The sequence below is a fragment of the Defluviitalea phaphyphila genome, assembly GCF_001466305.1.
Classification (GTDB): Bacteria; Bacillota; Clostridia; order Lachnospirales; family Defluviitaleaceae; genus Defluviitalea_A; species Defluviitalea_A phaphyphila.
In genome coordinates, this window is record NZ_JWID01000024.1 from 1 (window position 1) to 16,905 (window position 16,905).

Here is a 16,905-nt window from a genome sequence, read left to right on the forward strand (position 1 = left end):
TCCTTAATCTTAGAGATAATTATATCTTATTTCCCTACATTCTTAAATGATCATTTTATTACATTTTTATTGTATCATTTATAAAGAAGTATGAAGATAAAGTCGTCGAACTAATAGCTCAACATATCGCACCAGTATGGCTAAAAGCCGACCACTACCTACCAAGCTATCCTGCGGAGGATTATCCACTCCATGACGACTTGTTATATAGACACCAACGCAGAGCGGTTTTATCCGCATACGAAGCACAAAAGCAACTACAAGCAGATGCATACCACGCAGATTATTGTTTTTATCAGTTTGAGGAGCAACACAATAAATTAAATGCCGAAGTTAATAAACTATCGGCCTAAAAGGAGGATGTACTTATGATTAGAGCGACTAAAGAAAGTTCACGCACAGCTCGGCCTAAACTTGAGAGGCGCATTAGACGAGTTTGTAGAACGTACTGTCCCGACGGCAAGCTAACGATTGGCGAGGCTCTGGGTGCTGGCATACGCTACTCAGGCTACATACCTAAGGACCCATCTATACCTGCAGTAGTGGTAGTGAGCCGAGTTGATGGTATACACGATATATACCCGTTAACGTTATACCCTGACTTTGATAAATCTTATGACTACGTTGAAACTCTTAAAAACGAGTTAAGGAGACAGCAGAAATCAGGCGAGTTTAAATACTGGTAGGAGTTTTATTAGCACAACCCTCGACATTATCGGGTTTACCGTCAAAAATGTCCGTTAATCTTAATCACATATTAAAATATAAATCTGTAAGCAAAACGGCTTAGCATCCTAAATTGGTGCTAAGCCGTACTTAATTTTAAGCTCTTTCTTGTCATTACTCTACTTTACTTCTATAAACTCTACACAAACTCCGCTCAAACTTTACCTTACTCCTTTATTTTGATTAACGCAGACTAAATTTTTAAATTGAAATTCATAGCAGGCCTGTCGTGATTATAAATAAAAAGATTTTTAAATGATTTTAAACGGGAGGTGAAATATTTGCATGAAAATTACCTCAAATCCGACCCAGTTGTAATAGACCCAGCTCGGCTACAATGGGCATTAGAAATGCATCAAGTAAATGTTAGATTAAATGCTGAGGCAGCTGGCAACATCACCTCCGAGCAGAAGAAACGCCGATGGTGGCAACGTAAGGGTGAAGCCGATACAGACCATCACCGAATAAGGGAGTTGAATTTATGAAAAGTACAATCGCAGAAGACTTAAAGGAAAAATTAAAGGAGTTTGAAACATCACATCAGCGAATGGCTTATATGCAGACTCCTGAGGGTTTACGTTATGTAGATGCTCTCTTAGAAGAAGGTGTAACGCCAAGAGCAATTTTCATGACACACTTTGGAGTGGAAAGCAGGTCAATGTCCAGACTACGCAAGCACAATCCAGAAGTAGCCAAGATATTTACGCAATACAACCAGCGTCTTAAAAAGGCATACATCGAGAAGATGGCTACACCCGAAGGACTTGCCAAGGTGCGGGATTTATCGGCAAAGGGTTACTCCCTGAAGGCAATCTGCGAACAGCACTTTAACTTGAATTATCCTCAACATTGTCGAAAGCAACTGTTGAGTTGGATACCTGCATTAGAGCAGGCATTACATCCTACGGACCACACAAAGGTGCCAGCATATCGGATAGTTCTGGGCTATGAGAAGCTAAAGGGTTTAATTGCCGAAACCGCACAAACCTTCGATGAAATCTGGACTTCTATTTACGTACAGAATTACTTAAAAATAGACCACCGCAGTCCAGACGACCTAAAAGCGATGTGTCTAAAGGATTTATCGGTCAGAGGCTACTGCAAACTATCAAATCGAGTGGTGATAGTACACTGCCGAGTTTCAAAGGCAGGTCTAATACATCCAGTTCCAGTGGTCGTAGACCACTGGCACTGAGCGAGAACAATAACAAACAATGAGGAGGTAAATAACAATGAGTAAGAAAGTACGTTTTATCGGCATACAAGAGGCATCTGACATAACAGGATTGTCTTTAACAACCCTACGCAGGGGCGTAGAAAGTGGACGATTTTTAGCCATTAAATCTGGCGGCGATAAAGGTAGATACCTGTTTGACGAGGCACTACTGTTAAAAACTTTACAGGACGAGGCACTCAGTCGAGTTAAAAACGACGAGCGTAGGAGTTATCTGGCAAGTCTTTTTAAGGATGACGACGAAGCCGACGACAGCAAACCGCAATCTGCGACAATCACTATCTAATAGAGGAGGTAAACACAATGTTTAAGATACCAGCAACTATACTTACAGTAATCCTTTTATCGGGAAGCGTACTGGCAACATCGACTACAGCACCAGTTAAAGACATAACACCCGCCGTTGCTCCCCTAAAAGCATCGGCCTACGAAACCAGTCATAACCCTGAACAACCTAAGCCGACACCTTTGCAGCCGACAGCTCCCGCACCGCAAAAAAACCCCATCGACCTATCTAAAAAGCGGGATAAAAACGGCAACCCATATCCAAGCATCGAAGCCTACATCGCCGACACCTACGTTTTAGCCAAAGACAGTGATTTTATCGGCGACATAGACGGTCAATTTCAATATGTAGGCGATGCTGAGTATGTCATAGTTCCAGAAGTTATCAAAGGAGTTAGGATAACCTCAACAGCCTGTATGTTCAAAGGTAGCACAGTCAAAGGGGTTATATGCGACAATCCCAACATCACTGATATGCGAGCAATGTTCTGGGACGCAAGGACAAATGAAATAGAGTTTATCCAAAACAAGCCGAGGAGTGCATTGGAGCTTATGCTTAACACCTCTAATGTGACGGATATGTCTTGGATGTTCAACGGAGCGGTAGTCGAAGAACTTATTTTGACAAGTTTCGACACTTCCAAAGTTGAAGATTTTTCAGCAATGTTTCAAGGTTCGAGAGCCAAAACCATTGACGTATCAACCTTTGATACATCAGCAGGCGTTTACTTCGTCCAGATGTTTGACGAAACTTACACTGATAGCATTGACATCAAGCACTTTGACGTAAGCAACGCCAAGAACCTGAACAATATGTTTAGTCGCAGTAAATTTAGGACCCTTGACCTCAGACATTTTGATACAAGCAAAGCAGAGTTTATGAGTAATATATTCTCTAACTGCGAGGCAACAACAATCGACATCAGCAGGTTTAACTTCGGCAACGTAAGCGACATCAGCGGTATGTTTGCAGGAGCGAAGAACCTTTTATCCGTGGACTTCTCCAACCTGATTGTTACAGGAGGCAACCGCTTCCAAGAACACTCTTTGACCTACGGGTCAAACATAAAAACCATTTACATCAACCAAAAGCAAGACCCAGAAACTTTTAGAACTTATTGTCATCCAGACGCTGGAACACAGCTTATAGTCAAATAGAATGTGGCGGCCAACACTTTATAGCCCCACAAAAACACTTTAAAAAAAAGGAGGCAAAAATTCAATGAGCACAAGTAAACCAACTATCAATAAGCTCTTATCCCTCTTGCTGGTTTTATCTGTGGTACTTACTGGCCTGCTACCAAGTACTGCGGTTTACGCCTCAGAGGTAACCAACCCCGGGAGTGGAAAGTCAACCGCTGTATTATCCTCAGACGGCTTGATAATGGATGTAACCGTACCAACGTCCGTTCTTATCTATGTCGACGAGAACGGCGAGGTTACCACTCCTGATTATCTACCAATAATCAATAACTCAATAGCACCCGTATTTGTGCATAGTCTTACAGTAACCCCAAAGAACGGCTGGACATTAGACCCGATTGCTACGGACTACACCAATTTCAAGGTCAATCAAAAAAATTACTGGATAGCATTTAACGGTCTCGACCCAAGCATTGGGCCGATAGCCCTTGCCACACCGATTAACGGCTCAGATAGCCTGAACTTATTTTTATCCGCTGGCGTAGCCCCTCAGAGAACAGCGATAAGCGGACTTAACATCGGTGAAATTGTGATAACTCTGGGCTGGGATGCAGTTGAGGGTGGTGAGGAAGGCAACCAAGGTATAGGCAATTATGTATTGGCAACTGATGAGGACTTTGAAGGTGAAGCCGACGGAGAATTTCACTACATTGGCTCAAACCCTTATGTGATAATCCCGGACGTTATCAAAGGAGTACCAGTAACCCAATACACAGGGATGTTTGAAGATACAAACGTAAAAGGAGTCAAGTCAGATAATCCTAACATTACAACAATGGCTCGTATGTTTAAGAACTCGCAGTCTGATACTCTTGATTTATCTGGGTTAGATACATCTTCTGTCAAGTATATGCACTCAATGTTTGAAGGCTCTCAGGCAAAAGACCTTGACATAAGTAATTTCAATACCAGCAATGTTGAGAATGTAATGTCTATGTTTAAGGACTCCCGTGCTAAACGAATTGACATCAGGCACTTCAACCTCGACAAGGTTACCGAATACGGAGCTATGATGATGTTTGAGAACGCCCAAGCTAACGTTATTGATATGACAGGCGTTAGTCTATCAAATGTTACGAATTTCGATTTGGTATTCAAAGGCACTCAGGCTAAGACAATTATTTTAGAAGGCATTAACCTTCCAAGTATTACGTCGCTAAGTGGTTTAGCATTTAACTCCAATGCTAAAGTATTAGACTTAAGTTCCATTGATACTACTAAGGCTACCAATATCTTCAATATCTTTGAAAACACAAGCGGTCTAACCGTTTATGTACAAACGCAAGCAGATAAAGAATTCTTGGAAACGGCTCCGGGTAATCCTTCTGACCTGACAATTATTGTCAAGGACGAGAACACAGTTATCACTTACCCAGCAGACGATGAATCCGATGATGAGTCTCCTGATTATGACCCAGCAGACTATCCAGACGGATATGTAATGCCTAAGAACAGCGATTGGATGGTTGTAAACAGCTCAACGCCGATTTATCAGGGCAATGATGATTACATTATCATTCCTGCTTCTATTGACGGAACTGAGCTGACAGGATTAAACTCAGCGTTTCAGTCCAAGCCCACTGTGAAAGGCGTTTACGTCAACAATCCTAACATAACTACAGCAAACTCAATGTTCCAAGGCAACACTTCAACATCTTTGGACTTGCAGTATATAAACATCCCGAACGCTGCTTATATGCAAAGTATGTTCGAGAACACCAATGCAACAACTCTCGACCTCACTGGATGGGATGTGTCAAACCTACATTCAGCTGATAAGATGTTCAAGAACGCAGAAGCAACGGAGATAGTTTTATCGGGACTTAACTTTGAATCACTCAACCAAGCAACTGAAATGTTTGCAGGAGTAAATGTAGACACGCTCACCTTAAAAGGTCAAACCTTTGGGGCAAATGAGATGTTCAAGGGTGCAACCATAGACGTCTTAGACCTTTCAGAGTTCAAGTTCCAAATTCCAGATGGGTCAATCCATACAATGGATTCAATTTTCAAAGACGTGTTTAAAGACGCTACTATCGGCACTCTATACGTCTTTGATAGAGACCAAGCAGAGCTAATCAACCGCTCATCAAGTAAACCTGCAGGGCTCAAAGCAGTTGTAAAAGGACAGCCTGTACTACCTGAGGGCTACGTATTAGCGTTAGACAGGGACTTCTCTGAAAGCAATAGTTTCACTTACAGAAAACCAGAGTTCCTAAACAATTACTATGGCTTCGGCAAGAATGTCACTGGATTTGAGCATGACAAATTCGTATTACCAAGCACTATCAGAGGCGTAGATGTGACAAGCTACCAAAGTATGATGGCTGGCTTCTATCAAGCAGGCGACGAGAACAAACTGCCTACACACTTTAAGTCCAGTAATCCAGCTATAACCGATATGTCCTTTATGTTCCAAGGCTACCCAACAGCAACCTTAAACCTTGACTTTAACACAGTCAACGTCACCAATATGGAGTATATGTTCTCAGGTGCTAAGGCAACAATTCTTGATTTATCGGGCTTCAATGTAGACAAGGTTGAAACAATGAGTTCGATGTTCAACGGAGCAGAGGCTGCGACCATTGACATCAGTTCCTTCAAACTTGCTGATACTCAACCAGATGTATCCGATATGTTCAAGGACGCAGAAGCTACGACAATCTATGTACGCTCACAGGCAGATATTGACTATATCACAGCAAACCACGGCTCAGATTTACCAGCGAACATTAACTTCGTAATCAAATAACCTCAAGTTCAATAGGGGCGGCCTTTACACCGTCGCCCCTACAACATAAACCAAAAAATAAATTTTAAGGAGGCAATAACTATGAAAACTAATTTTAAATTTCTATCTTTACTTTTAGTACTCTCAATGCTTTTATCCGCAACGCCAGTTATGGCAGCCGAGGGCGACCAAACCGTACCAGTTGACCTTACAGTAGAAGCACCTATCTTCTCAGTGACAGTGCCAATCGCTCTACCTATCACTATCACCGAGCAAGGCGAAATCCTAACATCAGACACAGCAGCTGTAATCAATAACTCTGCTGGACCTGTAGTTATCACAGACATACAAACCAAAGGTATTAACGGCTGGGAGACTGTAGCGTTCGGCTCTATAGATATGGCGAGTGCCAAAGTCAACACCAAAAATGTATCCTTACAGCTCATCTTTGGGGACAAAGACACAGGCACAATCGTCAACACCACTGGAGCAAACAGTAACGACTTTGCGGGTTCTATTCGACTTGCAAAAAATGCATCTTTACCACTGCTCTACGATGCAGAAGTGCCTGCACAGACAACTGCTTACGAATCAGCACAAATCGCTGAGGTAATCTTCACCGTAGGCTGGGACGAATAAGTCTAATAATCTAAACAGAGGCAGGAGCTAACCCCTCCTGCCTACATAAAAATTAAAGGAGGATAAGAAAATGCAAAAACAAACCTTAAATAATCCATTTGCAAATATACACCTGCCACAACAGTTTTCAGGGCAGCAACAGGTACAACAGCAACAACCACAACAGGTACAGTATCAACAACAGTATCAACCTGTACAGCCACAACAACCAGAACAAACAAAGGAAAAGAAGAAAAAGAGCAAGAAGAAATACCTTTTACTCCTTCTCCTTCTGCTCTTAATCCCCCTCTTTAAGGGAGTTTTTATCGGCGACAATCCTATGCCAATCCCCGGCATCAACTGGGATAAAAACCAGAGCTTAGGCGACTTGACAGGTAAGAGCAAGGAAGAAATCGTAGCGGCCTTGAATGAAAAAGTCCAAGAAGGAATGATAAACATAAGCATGAACACAAACCCAATCTTTGAGACAGGCACATCCCTTGGAACTTTGATGATAACTAACTCAGCGTCTAACAGGTATCCGCAACTAATCGAAATCTTTACTAAGGACGACAACGCACTTGTATACTCAGGAGCCGTTGACATAGGCAATAAAGTTGAGCAATCCACGCTTCTTGTTGACCTACCGAAGGGCGATTATGAGTGCATAGCTTATTTTAGTGCTATCAATCCCGAAACAGGCGAAAAGCTTGGTACAGCAGGAGCTAACATAAAGATAACTGTTCTAAACTAAAGGAGGTAGATTAGAAATGAAATTCAAGAGTTTTATCTGTCAAAAGTCTATATCCCTTATATTACTCGTAGCATTGGTACTTACTGTATTTACGGGCTGTACCCAAGCCGTTGGTAAGGCGGTTACTACAATAATCAATGATGACATGGAGGATGTAGAAGTAATCACTGAGGAAATGATAATAATACACTTTGGCTTTCCAGATAGCATTGACGATACAAAAGATGTTCAAGACAATATGATGGCAGTAGGTTTTGCGTCTACAGACTATAGAATCTTCCCTATCCCAGTATTCGAGACCAGCAAATCTGAGGGAACGATTGTTGTCGAAAATGTAGCTACTAATAAGTATACACAAGCAGTAGAAATCTACATCAAGGACGACAATACACTTATTTACTCAAAAAAGCTTCCCGTCGGTGAGAAGGTCGAAAAAGACAAGCTTCTTGTGGGTTTACCAAAAGGCGAGTATAAATGTGAAGCACATATTCGCAATATAGACCCTGAAACAGGCGAAAAGATTGGCGGTGCTGTATTCGATATTAAATTAACCGTCCTCAACTAAGGGGGCGGTTTTCTTCTACTCATCAGAGTGTTTTATCCGCACACATTAAAATCCTTGTCCACCCACACCAAAAATAGCCCCCTACGACCTTCAGAATCGCCCCAGAATCGTTTCAAACCCATTTAACCATATAAACCCTTACCATCAACCAAATAAACCGCTTAAAACGCCCTTAAACGCTTCCTGCGTATTTTACACTTAATCCCTTGACCTATCATACCTTACACTGCTCAAATTTCCCTTTGAGCCTGCGGGGGTAGTCAATGAAGAACAGAAAAGGAGTTGATATGATGAAGGAGGTTAAATATATCGTAGACCATAGACATTACAAGCTCTACTATGTATGGGATGGTATCAGAGTGTATTTCAACATGAGGTTGCTCGCAATCGGACGCCATCCGTCGTACCCAGTGTACTTATTCACACGAGCAGGTCATAGATTCGATTTCACAGAAAAGTTGGCTTGGATGCGTGCCAAAGAACCAGAGAAACTGAAAAGGGTTAAGTTCATCCCTTTAAACCCTTCAAACAGACATCTTTTACAGCATTTCTTTGTAAAACTTGTTTGAGGTTTTATCGGCGGTAATCAGCCTATAACAGCCAATAAACAGACTTATAATCCATTAACCCAAAGGAGGTAATTTTATGATTAGAGCAACAAAAGACAGCATCGGGATAGTATCCCCAAAGTTAGAAAAGCGTATCAGACAGGCTTGTAGAGTCTATTATCCTGACGGCACGCTCACTATCGGCAAGGTAGCGTTCAATCAACCCAACGCTGCACGTTACAGTCAATTTCAACCCAGCAATCCAACACTGCCAGCAGTACTGATAGTGAGTAACGGTGAAAATATCACAGATTTCGGCCTACTATATCCAGACCGCAGTAAATCTATTGAAATCGCTAAGAAAACTAAAGCTGAACTAATCAGGCAACACGAAGCTGGCGAGTTCAAGTATTGGGATTAGAACTGTTTTATCGGCTGCCTCCTCAAAGAGGCGGCCTCTTACATATTTTCGCAGAAAGAAGGTGCAATTATGGAAAATTTTCATTTAAACCCACGAACTCACCTGTTTTATCTGCTTCACTATCCAGTAGTTCGTTTCAGAGCTCTCCTTATCCGTGATATGCTTACCGACTCCTTCATCTTTTCAGATAAGGACTTTCCCGGACACTTCGAGAAGCTCACCCACACCGACGCTCGCTGGTATCTATCCCAAAATCCCGACCTGCTTGACCTCTCAAACTCACACCACAAAGAAATGGTCGAAAGCTTCGGCCTGACGTTAGAAACCACATAAAGGAGGTGAAATAGTTATGTATAAACCGCCCTTGATTACCAATTACAAGTTCCTTACTCGCATTTATAAAGATTTGCAAAAGCAGTCAACTAAACCTCTACCTCAGCATATATGCGATGGTTTAAGACACTATTTGCAGCAGTCCAAGCATTATAACCGTCTAACAGATGTCATGCTCCAAACTAAGACAGTCAGCCTTTTATCGGGACAATTCGACCCCGACGAACCTATAGATGTCTTTTTATATCCACCCCATGACCCTTACGCATATATCAGTCCATACACCGTGGTCGACGCTCTGACTACGAACCTGTATATCGTAAGCGACCCTATTCAAAGTATTTACCGTACTCTCGTAATCCACGACCTACCCACTGATGTATATACTGCGATTACAGATGATGGTACAATTTACACACCTACGGAGCTATCTTTTTTAGACTGTGGTGAGCCGATAGATGTCAAAGTCAACTCACCAGACATTAAGAATTACCTCAATAATGGCGGGAACTCCTTACGAATTGACCTTGCCTACGCAAATCATTTGGAAATGATTTCGAGGTATAAAATCGTCCTCCTGAACTTAGATAAATTGCACGACACTGAAATAGACACTTCCAGCAAACCTCCTGTTTTATCGGCAATACCAGTCCAAGACGACCCTCAAGAACCTGCTTACGACCCGCAAGAACCTGCTTACGACGACATAGAAAACCCCATAACAGACGAGCTTCTCACTGAATTGGAGGGCATCATAAACAGCTAATCCTGCCACTCGGCAGGATTCTAATTTTCAGTTGACCTTTTATTCGTGACTGACTTTTTTACCCCTGTCGTAAGCAACTCCATCCCGTCAGCACAAGGCTTCACGCCTCGAAGACACCCACCTACGCAAATCACTGTCGTAAGCTGGTTTTATCCGTAGCCACAGGGCTTCCCACGATTTTTCACATACAATTCATTTTTAACACTCAAATTAAAATTTTTCTCAATTTTTCTCTCGGACGCACTTCAAATATTTCTCCCCAATTTTCGTCTTTGCGTCTGTCTTGCGTAGGCTATAAATCCTCGATACCACGGGGGTTAAAAGATTTTTTACTTATAATCAGAATCTAATCAGGCCTTGCCAAATATATAATTAGAAATCGGAGTAGATGCAGACGGAGGTAGGTAGGAGAAAAGGTGAGCCAGAGGCTCAGGCAGCAGACTCGCCTACACCGACGCTCCCAGTCCGCCTGTACAACCGATTTAACGACAATCCCCATTTACGACCCTCAGGTAGCTTTTATCTGGGGGTTTTTCTTTGACTTCTACCTGCGGGTCTAAGAATATATGTCCACCTGTCCAAACTGGACAGTAGCACCCGTGATTGCGGGTTTAGTTGGAAATTTGTCCGCTAAGATTAACAGGCTCAAAGAATATATAAACGCCAATTTACAGCACCCGCAGTACGGAAGTTCCCTTAGGCGGTTTTATTCGGTTCTTGCGGGATTTATTTGGCGGGATTACAAAGCCAGTCACCAAGGCGGGTTTTATAGGTCTGTCTGTCATTTATGTAAGCAACCCGCAAGGCAGGTTATGAGGCAGGCGGATTTTATGTGACGCTTGCGGGATTACGAGACAGTCTGTCTATGAGCCAGTTTCCCAGTGCGGGATTATGAACCAGTTTCCCAGCTATACCCCAGTCTTTTAACCCCCATAATTTCCCCCACAATCGCCCTCAGCAAACTTTTCAACCCATCACCAGTACAAACCTCCACCTATCTATTCACAGCCCCTTAGAACTCGATTAGACGCCTTCCATAGCCAGACAGATGGTTTTATCCGTTTATAAGTTTTTAGTCAAACTTAATCAAAATTAACCTCAGGCCTCCACGGTTATAAAAACATATAAAAACATATAAAAACATTTAAAAATTTAACCAAAGGAGGCGACCCCAATGTCAACCTACGAACTCGCTTATCTTGAAGAAAATCATACAGACGGAAGCGTCAAGCACACATACATCGAGCCAGCCGAAGAAGAACCAGTTGCCAAGCCTTTAGACCCCAACGACGACCCTGTCTACGAAGTAATTGAGGACTTCCTGAGCTATTTGAGCATCCAACCGTCTGTCCTTATACTGCGGGATTTACTGGTCGAGCAGTCCATCACCATCAACTGCACAAAAGCCGACGACTTACCGGGCGTTATCACAAAGGTTTTATTGGAGGAGACCTCTCCCGTGCACTATCTATACAGCATACCGTCAGCCAAGGCTCTCATCGTAGGGGTAGAGCTGCATAGATGTAGGCTATCCCCCGACCAGTTATACCGCATAGACGGGGCGAAGATAGTCAAAGCCGACTAACCCAGAGAGGTTTTATCCGCAAACCCAAAGCTTACGAAAGGAGGAAACACTGATATGGCAAAGATAAGACTTTTCCCCCAAGCCACATGGACAATCATCAACGGCTCACGCTTACCTTTCATCGACTCACACAAGCTCTATCCGTCAGGTACAGTCGCCCAAGTAACCGCCCGCACAGGGGAAAAGACCTTTGTCAAGCTCCTTTCCCCACACAGCAAGACCCCTTATGGATACCTCTACAACTACGAGCCAGTTAAGAAACTGAGGTTTTATGACATACCCCCAGTAGATGTAGGCGAAAAGCTACGGCATAACTACGTTCCATACGAGGTTTTATCCGTAACCTTCGTGCCTACTGCATACTTCGACGATGGCAGTTACCGTCCAGCACACTATATCCTTGAAGCCATTGAAATATAGGCTCTATCAGAGCCACCCCCAAAAAAGAAAAGGAGGAATACAACTATGAAAAAACTAATAGCAAGCTTACTAAGCTTAGTCCTAATACTAACTGGTAGTCAACTGACGCTATCAACAGAGGCACAGCAAAAGCCCACAGCACAACAGCAGGAGGTTTTATCCGTCCAGCAGGCTACAAACGCAATCACAAAAGACTTAACATCACCTGTCGAACCTTTATTAGCTGCGGCGTCATCCACACCCGTAGCCCCAGCTGGGTATACTCTGCAGTACATCGGTCAATATAGTAGTGTATCTGCTGTATCTGATGGCATGATAGCGGTGTCTACTGGTGATTATATTGAACCCAGTGGTTATTGGGGTTTTGTGGACGCAACCACAGGAAAAGAGGTTATTCGTCCACAATATCGGGTTTTGTTTTCAAGTAAGCCAGACGCTTACGGTGGCGGACTGCGTTTCCGTGAAGGTAGACTACCTCTGATTACTGACAAAGGTACAATCGTCATAGATAAAACAGGTAAGGTTATCGTACCAGCAGGTAGGTACAAAGATATAACCCCGTACGATAACGGTGTTGCTGGTGCTTATGATGATAGAGGGTGGCATTTAATAGATAAAGATGGTAAAGAAATCTTTACATCAAATGACCATATTTATATAGCTTACGACCCAAGAAGCACTTTGCAATATGGTTTAGTAGTAGTATATATGGATGAAAAATCCTATGTATCAAACGGGGTTATTGACATTACAGGCAAAACTGTTTTACCGTTTAGCAAAACGCAAGAATACATGATATTATCCAATGGTTTGATACAAGTCAGGGATTTTTCCGCATCTAAGGTATCCACATACTACGTAGACAAACATGGTAACAGAGTAACAACTGTCCCCGACCTATTGTCCAGATATAAGATGTGGGAAGATGCACACAGACTGAGGTTATCAGCAGAACTCAGGTATGTAATCAGATATTACGACTCATACCATAAATACGGACCCGAATACTATGACCTTGACTTATTACGTGAATTGAGCGAGCAGTTTAACTATATAACACCCATAGAGGACGGCGTGGCACTCGTAGGCAAACTTGTAAAGTGGATATATCTTAGCCCATATGACCCTAATCAGTATGAAGAATATCCTTTTAGCATACCTCTTTGTGAGTGGTATATCCTAAGACCTATAAACTAAATCTAATCCCTTTATAAAGGTTTTATCAGGAGGTGATACTATGGGCAAAGGCATAGGTTTCCGTCGTATCCGTAGAGTTACGGGTTATCTAACAGGCGATGTCAAGTTGATGAATGATTCCAAGCAAGCAGAAGTCGCAGAACGCACCAAACACGCATAATTTCCTTGACATATACTCACTCCAACCTAAGAGAGCCGTATTCTGGCTCTCTCTCTTTTTATCCGCACCTAAAGTCTTAGCTGGTATTATCGTAGGCGAGAAAAACGGCACAGTATCGACGTCCCTATGGAATTACAATCAACTGCGTAAGCGGTTTTAAGCGTTGCGTAACCAACTGCGTAAGCGGTTTTATCCGACCATTACGGGCATTACACTGAAGGCACGAATTTCGTACATAATTGTTGCTTACAAAAGCACGAATTTCGTACAAAATATAATTGACAAAAGCACGAAATTCGTGCTATTATGAATTAAAGAAAATTTTTTATCCGCATAAAAACTCTGAAGGCAGCCCTTACCCAAGGGCTGTTTTTCTTATCCTCAACCTCTCCAATCGCTCTACAACCGCCTTTGTACCACTCTTAAGTATCATAAGACTACTTCTCCACCTAAAACCCCGTACAACGCTCCCAGACGCCTAAAAGTATAGTCTGGCGGGTTTTATTGGGGTAAGACTTGTTACTCCAGATTTATCGCATAAAAACCACGGTCACCGCCATCTGATTTCCTATTTCTCAAGCAACCCGTAACCACGGGCAAACCACGGGAATTAACAAATTCCTTGACTTACCACGAAATTCGTGGTATCATTGTAATAGCAATACTTAGAAAGGAGGGCTATGGTATGAAAACACTTGGACAGCAGATAAAAGAAGTTCGTCAAAAAGCGGGGCTTACACAAGTTGAATTGGCTAATCTATATGGTATACCCCGTAGAACAGTCGAGGACTGGGAAAGGGGTGCACACGAACCCCCGGAATATGTAGCCAATCTTCTAATTGACCGAATTAAATCAGACTTTTTATACGACCAGTCAGAACAGAAGGTTTTATCCGCACCTAAGAAAAAAGTATACACTGACTTTATGGGTAAACCCTTACCTCCAGACATAGAGGCAAGCGTTCGGAAAGCCTTTGGCGACCGTAAAGTCCAGTTTGTAGGTGCAATAGATGAAGAAGGCAACGAAATTGAGGACCCACGTAAGGGCAAACCGTACATGGTTTTAACCCCTGAAGAATATGGGTTAGATTTAGGATTGACATTCTATGTCAAGGAGGTCTAATTCTATGCCTAAGCCAACAACCCCCGAAAATAATACGTCCAAATCATCAAGAGAGGAATATCTTGCAGACCTTCTCACTCATGTAGAGGTAGAATACCGCACACTCGCAACAAAATATAATGGCCTCCACTCACAAGACCCCGAAAATCTTAACGGACGCTTAGATGAAATGTTTGCCTATGTACTTGGTGCAAAGTACGCACAGGCAGAAAATTTAGACCTCGACGATGTCTTAGCACAGCAAACGCAAGCACAAGCAGCAATCTTGACCTTCGACAATCTTAGACCAGTTTTATCGGCCTGCTTGCAGACTTATCTATACAAGCTCTCAGCAGAGGATATATTACCAACATCAAACGGCGTAGTGCGGGGCATCCTTGAAGCCACCAAACCTTATATCCCGCAGATAATCAACCTTACTTACGTAGAGTGCAAGGACTATGCTGAGGCACTGTATAACAAGATATTAGAATATACTCACGGTTTTGTCACAGCTCTACCACTACCTAACATATCACCCTTAACAGATAATGCTCTAACCACAGCTCCGAAAGTAGAGTATATACCAACTGGCGTCATCCTTCCGTTTGACCTTACGACGCACTTATCACGGGTAATCAACGACTTGCAAGCAGACGCCATAACAACCTACACTGAGGTTTTATCCGAAGCACCAGACATAAGCACTCTAACGCCAGTCAACAATAGCACCCTCAAAGAGGTGGCCTGCTTACTTATAGGGCGTGCCTCCGCTCCATATCTGTTGGATGGTGAGCTGGTAATACACGATGAGACCGTCAACAAATATTACAGAGTTGTCCCTAAGATTGGTAGTGATAATTATGCGGCCTACGGCTTCCGTGTCTATAATTACTGGGATTTATACAGGCGGATTTATCGGCAACAGGAGCTACTGAAAACATCGGCCAAGTATAAAGAATACTACGCAAAAGTAGACCAAAACATTCCTGATTACAACAGCGACGCAGAAATTGACCCCTTCGGAATTGACACTAATACAGCTAAGAATAGCACACTAGACATCGACGAGCTTTTAGGACACCTAAAGTTTGAACCTTTGCCACAGGGAGACCCTCAAAGACGCAAAGAAATCATCGAAAAGCTGGCAGAGTGGGATAAAGTGCTTACTGAGAGGATAAATGACATCTTTGACGACCCTCACTACAACAAGACCCACGCCAAGGCACAAGCTGAATACCGCAAAAATATCAAACCTATACAGTATTTTTATCCGACCAACGTTTTTATCAGTTCTCACAAACTTGCGGCCTACACCTACTACCCGCAGGAATACTCTGATTTAATTATCAGAAAACCTCTTGACCCAGAGACAGGCAAACCAATGACCTATCATATACACCATGTTGCTGGCAAAGGCAGTGAGCATGATAACCGTAAGCATAACTTGGCAATCATAACCAAGCAGTTGAACGACGAACTTCGCTACACCAGTCGTCCAGTGATTTATCGGGATACTCGATACAATACGCTTAAATCCTACTGTTCCGACACAAGTGCAGGCAACTACGTAGCCCTGAGTCAGAGCATCAGCTCTCTCACATCAGGCGACCAAGTGAGCTTCAAGAGCCGTCTATATACCATAGACCCCGAAACAGGCGATATACTTGCCTCAGACGACCCACAAGCCACCCGCTACACCTATAACGGCACTGTGTACGACGACCTAAGCTCCTTTACCAAGGCTCACCGTTTAAGCTATGATGCCATCCAGAAAGGCATTAAGCGTGCTAAGGACGCAGGCAAGACCGAATATAAGCATAAAAAATTCAGGTTTTATCTGGGCGACAGCAACATCATAGAAATAACCTCAACCTAAAATGACCTCTTAACCCCGACTGTTGTGGGATTAAGAGGTCATTTGTCCGCCACTATGAATCGGCTCATATAATATAAAAAAGTCTTGTAGCCACACTATTTATTCGTTGACCTTAATTTCCATTTCTCTGTATCCAATATCTAAAGATTTTATTTGCTTTTCCACGATTTTTATTTAATTTTTAGTCCTCCTGTCCAAAACACCATAAAATGACCCGTTAAGCTCGATGACATCGGGCTTAACGGCAAAATATGGATTAAGGCAGACTGCCATATATATATAATAAAAAATCAAAGTGTGACTCTACCTACCCAAATACCTATCCTTAATATCCAAATATACCAATATATTCTATTATTCTATTGGCTATATCCAAAG

General features: G+C 42.6%; 17 protein-coding genes. All 17 read left to right on the forward strand.

Going from position 1 to position 16,905, the window contains the following annotated elements:
- Positions 1-368 precede the first annotated feature (368 nt).
- Positions 369-686, forward strand: a complete 318-nt coding sequence (locus tag OM90_RS10725; protein ID WP_058486879.1) for a hypothetical protein — start codon at positions 369-371, stop codon at positions 684-686.
- Between the two features lie 521 nt (positions 687-1,207).
- Complete coding sequence (locus OM90_RS10735; protein ID WP_058486881.1) at positions 1,208-1,921, forward strand: hypothetical protein; 714 nt, start codon at positions 1,208-1,210, stop codon at positions 1,919-1,921.
- Positions 1,922-1,958: 37 nt separating this feature from the next.
- The gene (locus OM90_RS10740) at positions 1,959-2,246 is read left to right on the forward strand and encodes a MerR family transcriptional regulator (protein WP_058486882.1); all 288 of its coding nucleotides are present in this window, start codon (positions 1,959-1,961) and stop codon (positions 2,244-2,246) included.
- A gap of 17 nt (positions 2,247-2,263) precedes the next feature.
- On the forward strand, positions 2,264-3,403 hold the full coding sequence (locus OM90_RS10745) for a BspA family leucine-rich repeat surface protein (RefSeq protein WP_058486883.1): 1,140 nt from the start codon (positions 2,264-2,266) through the stop codon (positions 3,401-3,403).
- A gap of 64 nt (positions 3,404-3,467) precedes the next feature.
- Positions 3,468-6,200, forward strand: a complete 2,733-nt coding sequence (locus OM90_RS10750; RefSeq protein WP_058486884.1) for a BspA family leucine-rich repeat surface protein — start codon at positions 3,468-3,470, stop codon at positions 6,198-6,200.
- An 81-nt stretch (positions 6,201-6,281) separates the two neighbouring features.
- Positions 6,282-6,818, forward strand: a complete 537-nt coding sequence (locus tag OM90_RS10755; RefSeq protein ID WP_058486885.1) for a hypothetical protein — start codon at positions 6,282-6,284, stop codon at positions 6,816-6,818.
- Positions 6,819-6,888: 70 nt separating this feature from the next.
- Positions 6,889-7,551 carry a hypothetical protein gene (locus OM90_RS10760; RefSeq protein ID WP_058486886.1) on the forward strand — a complete coding sequence of 221 codons (663 nt, stop codon included), beginning with the start codon at positions 6,889-6,891 and terminating at the stop codon, positions 7,549-7,551.
- Between the two features lie 16 nt (positions 7,552-7,567).
- Complete coding sequence (locus tag OM90_RS10765) at positions 7,568-8,116, forward strand: hypothetical protein (RefSeq protein WP_058486887.1); 549 nt, start codon at positions 7,568-7,570, stop codon at positions 8,114-8,116.
- Between the two features lie 263 nt (positions 8,117-8,379).
- The gene (locus tag OM90_RS10770) at positions 8,380-8,685 is read left to right on the forward strand and encodes a hypothetical protein (protein WP_058486888.1); all 306 of its coding nucleotides are present in this window, start codon (positions 8,380-8,382) and stop codon (positions 8,683-8,685) included.
- Between the two features lie 76 nt (positions 8,686-8,761).
- Complete coding sequence (locus tag OM90_RS10775; RefSeq protein ID WP_058486889.1) at positions 8,762-9,085, forward strand: hypothetical protein; 324 nt, start codon at positions 8,762-8,764, stop codon at positions 9,083-9,085.
- Positions 9,086-9,154: 69 nt separating this feature from the next.
- The gene (locus OM90_RS12635; protein ID WP_144428577.1) at positions 9,155-9,418 is read left to right on the forward strand and encodes a hypothetical protein; all 264 of its coding nucleotides are present in this window, start codon (positions 9,155-9,157) and stop codon (positions 9,416-9,418) included.
- 16 nt (positions 9,419-9,434) lie between these two features.
- On the forward strand, positions 9,435-10,184 hold the full coding sequence (locus tag OM90_RS10780; protein ID WP_058486890.1) for a hypothetical protein: 750 nt from the start codon (positions 9,435-9,437) through the stop codon (positions 10,182-10,184).
- Between the two features lie 1,174 nt (positions 10,185-11,358).
- Positions 11,359-11,769 (forward strand): hypothetical protein, encoded by a 411-nt coding sequence (locus OM90_RS10785; RefSeq protein ID WP_058486891.1) that lies wholly within the window; start codon positions 11,359-11,361, stop codon positions 11,767-11,769.
- 54 nt (positions 11,770-11,823) lie between these two features.
- A complete protein-coding gene (locus tag OM90_RS10790) occupies positions 11,824-12,189 on the forward strand; it encodes a hypothetical protein (RefSeq protein WP_058486892.1) in 366 nt (121 codons plus the stop codon).
- Between the two features lie 45 nt (positions 12,190-12,234).
- Positions 12,235-13,386: a WG repeat-containing protein gene (locus OM90_RS10795; protein ID WP_058486893.1), complete on the forward strand. Its 1,152-nt coding sequence runs from the start codon at positions 12,235-12,237 to the stop codon at positions 13,384-13,386.
- 845 nt (positions 13,387-14,231) lie between these two features.
- Positions 14,232-14,669, forward strand: a complete 438-nt coding sequence (locus OM90_RS10800) for a helix-turn-helix domain-containing protein (RefSeq protein WP_058486894.1) — start codon at positions 14,232-14,234, stop codon at positions 14,667-14,669.
- A gap of 4 nt (positions 14,670-14,673) precedes the next feature.
- The gene (locus tag OM90_RS10805) at positions 14,674-16,527 is read left to right on the forward strand and encodes a hypothetical protein (protein ID WP_058486895.1); all 1,854 of its coding nucleotides are present in this window, start codon (positions 14,674-14,676) and stop codon (positions 16,525-16,527) included.
- The last annotated feature ends 378 nt before the right edge of the window (positions 16,528-16,905 follow it).

Excerpts from the sequence above, each read along its gene's own strand:
- OM90_RS10760 (WP_058486886.1), top strand. The coding sequence starts at position 6,889 with ATGCAAAAACAAACCTTAAATAATCCATTTGCAAATATACACCTGCCA.
- OM90_RS10785 (WP_058486891.1), top strand. The coding sequence starts at position 11,359 with ATGTCAACCTACGAACTCGCTTATCTTGAAGAAAATCATACAGACGGA.
- OM90_RS10745 (WP_058486883.1), top strand. The coding sequence starts at position 2,264 with ATGTTTAAGATACCAGCAACTATACTTACAGTAATCCTTTTATCGGGA.
- OM90_RS10775 (WP_058486889.1), top strand. The coding sequence starts at position 8,762 with ATGATTAGAGCAACAAAAGACAGCATCGGGATAGTATCCCCAAAGTTA.
- OM90_RS10740 (WP_058486882.1), top strand. The coding sequence starts at position 1,959 with ATGAGTAAGAAAGTACGTTTTATCGGCATACAAGAGGCATCTGACATA.
- OM90_RS10780 (WP_058486890.1), top strand. The coding sequence starts at position 9,435 with ATGTATAAACCGCCCTTGATTACCAATTACAAGTTCCTTACTCGCATT.
- OM90_RS10790 (WP_058486892.1), top strand. The coding sequence starts at position 11,824 with ATGGCAAAGATAAGACTTTTCCCCCAAGCCACATGGACAATCATCAAC.
- OM90_RS10805 (WP_058486895.1), top strand. The coding sequence starts at position 14,674 with ATGCCTAAGCCAACAACCCCCGAAAATAATACGTCCAAATCATCAAGA.
- OM90_RS10755 (WP_058486885.1), top strand. The coding sequence starts at position 6,282 with ATGAAAACTAATTTTAAATTTCTATCTTTACTTTTAGTACTCTCAATG.
- OM90_RS10750 (WP_058486884.1), top strand. The coding sequence starts at position 3,468 with ATGAGCACAAGTAAACCAACTATCAATAAGCTCTTATCCCTCTTGCTG.
- OM90_RS10765 (WP_058486887.1), top strand. The coding sequence starts at position 7,568 with ATGAAATTCAAGAGTTTTATCTGTCAAAAGTCTATATCCCTTATATTA.
- OM90_RS10795 (WP_058486893.1), top strand. The coding sequence starts at position 12,235 with ATGAAAAAACTAATAGCAAGCTTACTAAGCTTAGTCCTAATACTAACT.
- OM90_RS12635 (WP_144428577.1), top strand. The coding sequence starts at position 9,155 with ATGGAAAATTTTCATTTAAACCCACGAACTCACCTGTTTTATCTGCTT.
- OM90_RS10800 (WP_058486894.1), top strand. The coding sequence starts at position 14,232 with ATGAAAACACTTGGACAGCAGATAAAAGAAGTTCGTCAAAAAGCGGGG.
- OM90_RS10725 (WP_058486879.1), top strand. The coding sequence starts at position 369 with ATGATTAGAGCGACTAAAGAAAGTTCACGCACAGCTCGGCCTAAACTT.
- OM90_RS10735 (WP_058486881.1), top strand. The coding sequence starts at position 1,208 with ATGAAAAGTACAATCGCAGAAGACTTAAAGGAAAAATTAAAGGAGTTT.
- OM90_RS10770 (WP_058486888.1), top strand. The coding sequence starts at position 8,380 with ATGAAGAACAGAAAAGGAGTTGATATGATGAAGGAGGTTAAATATATC.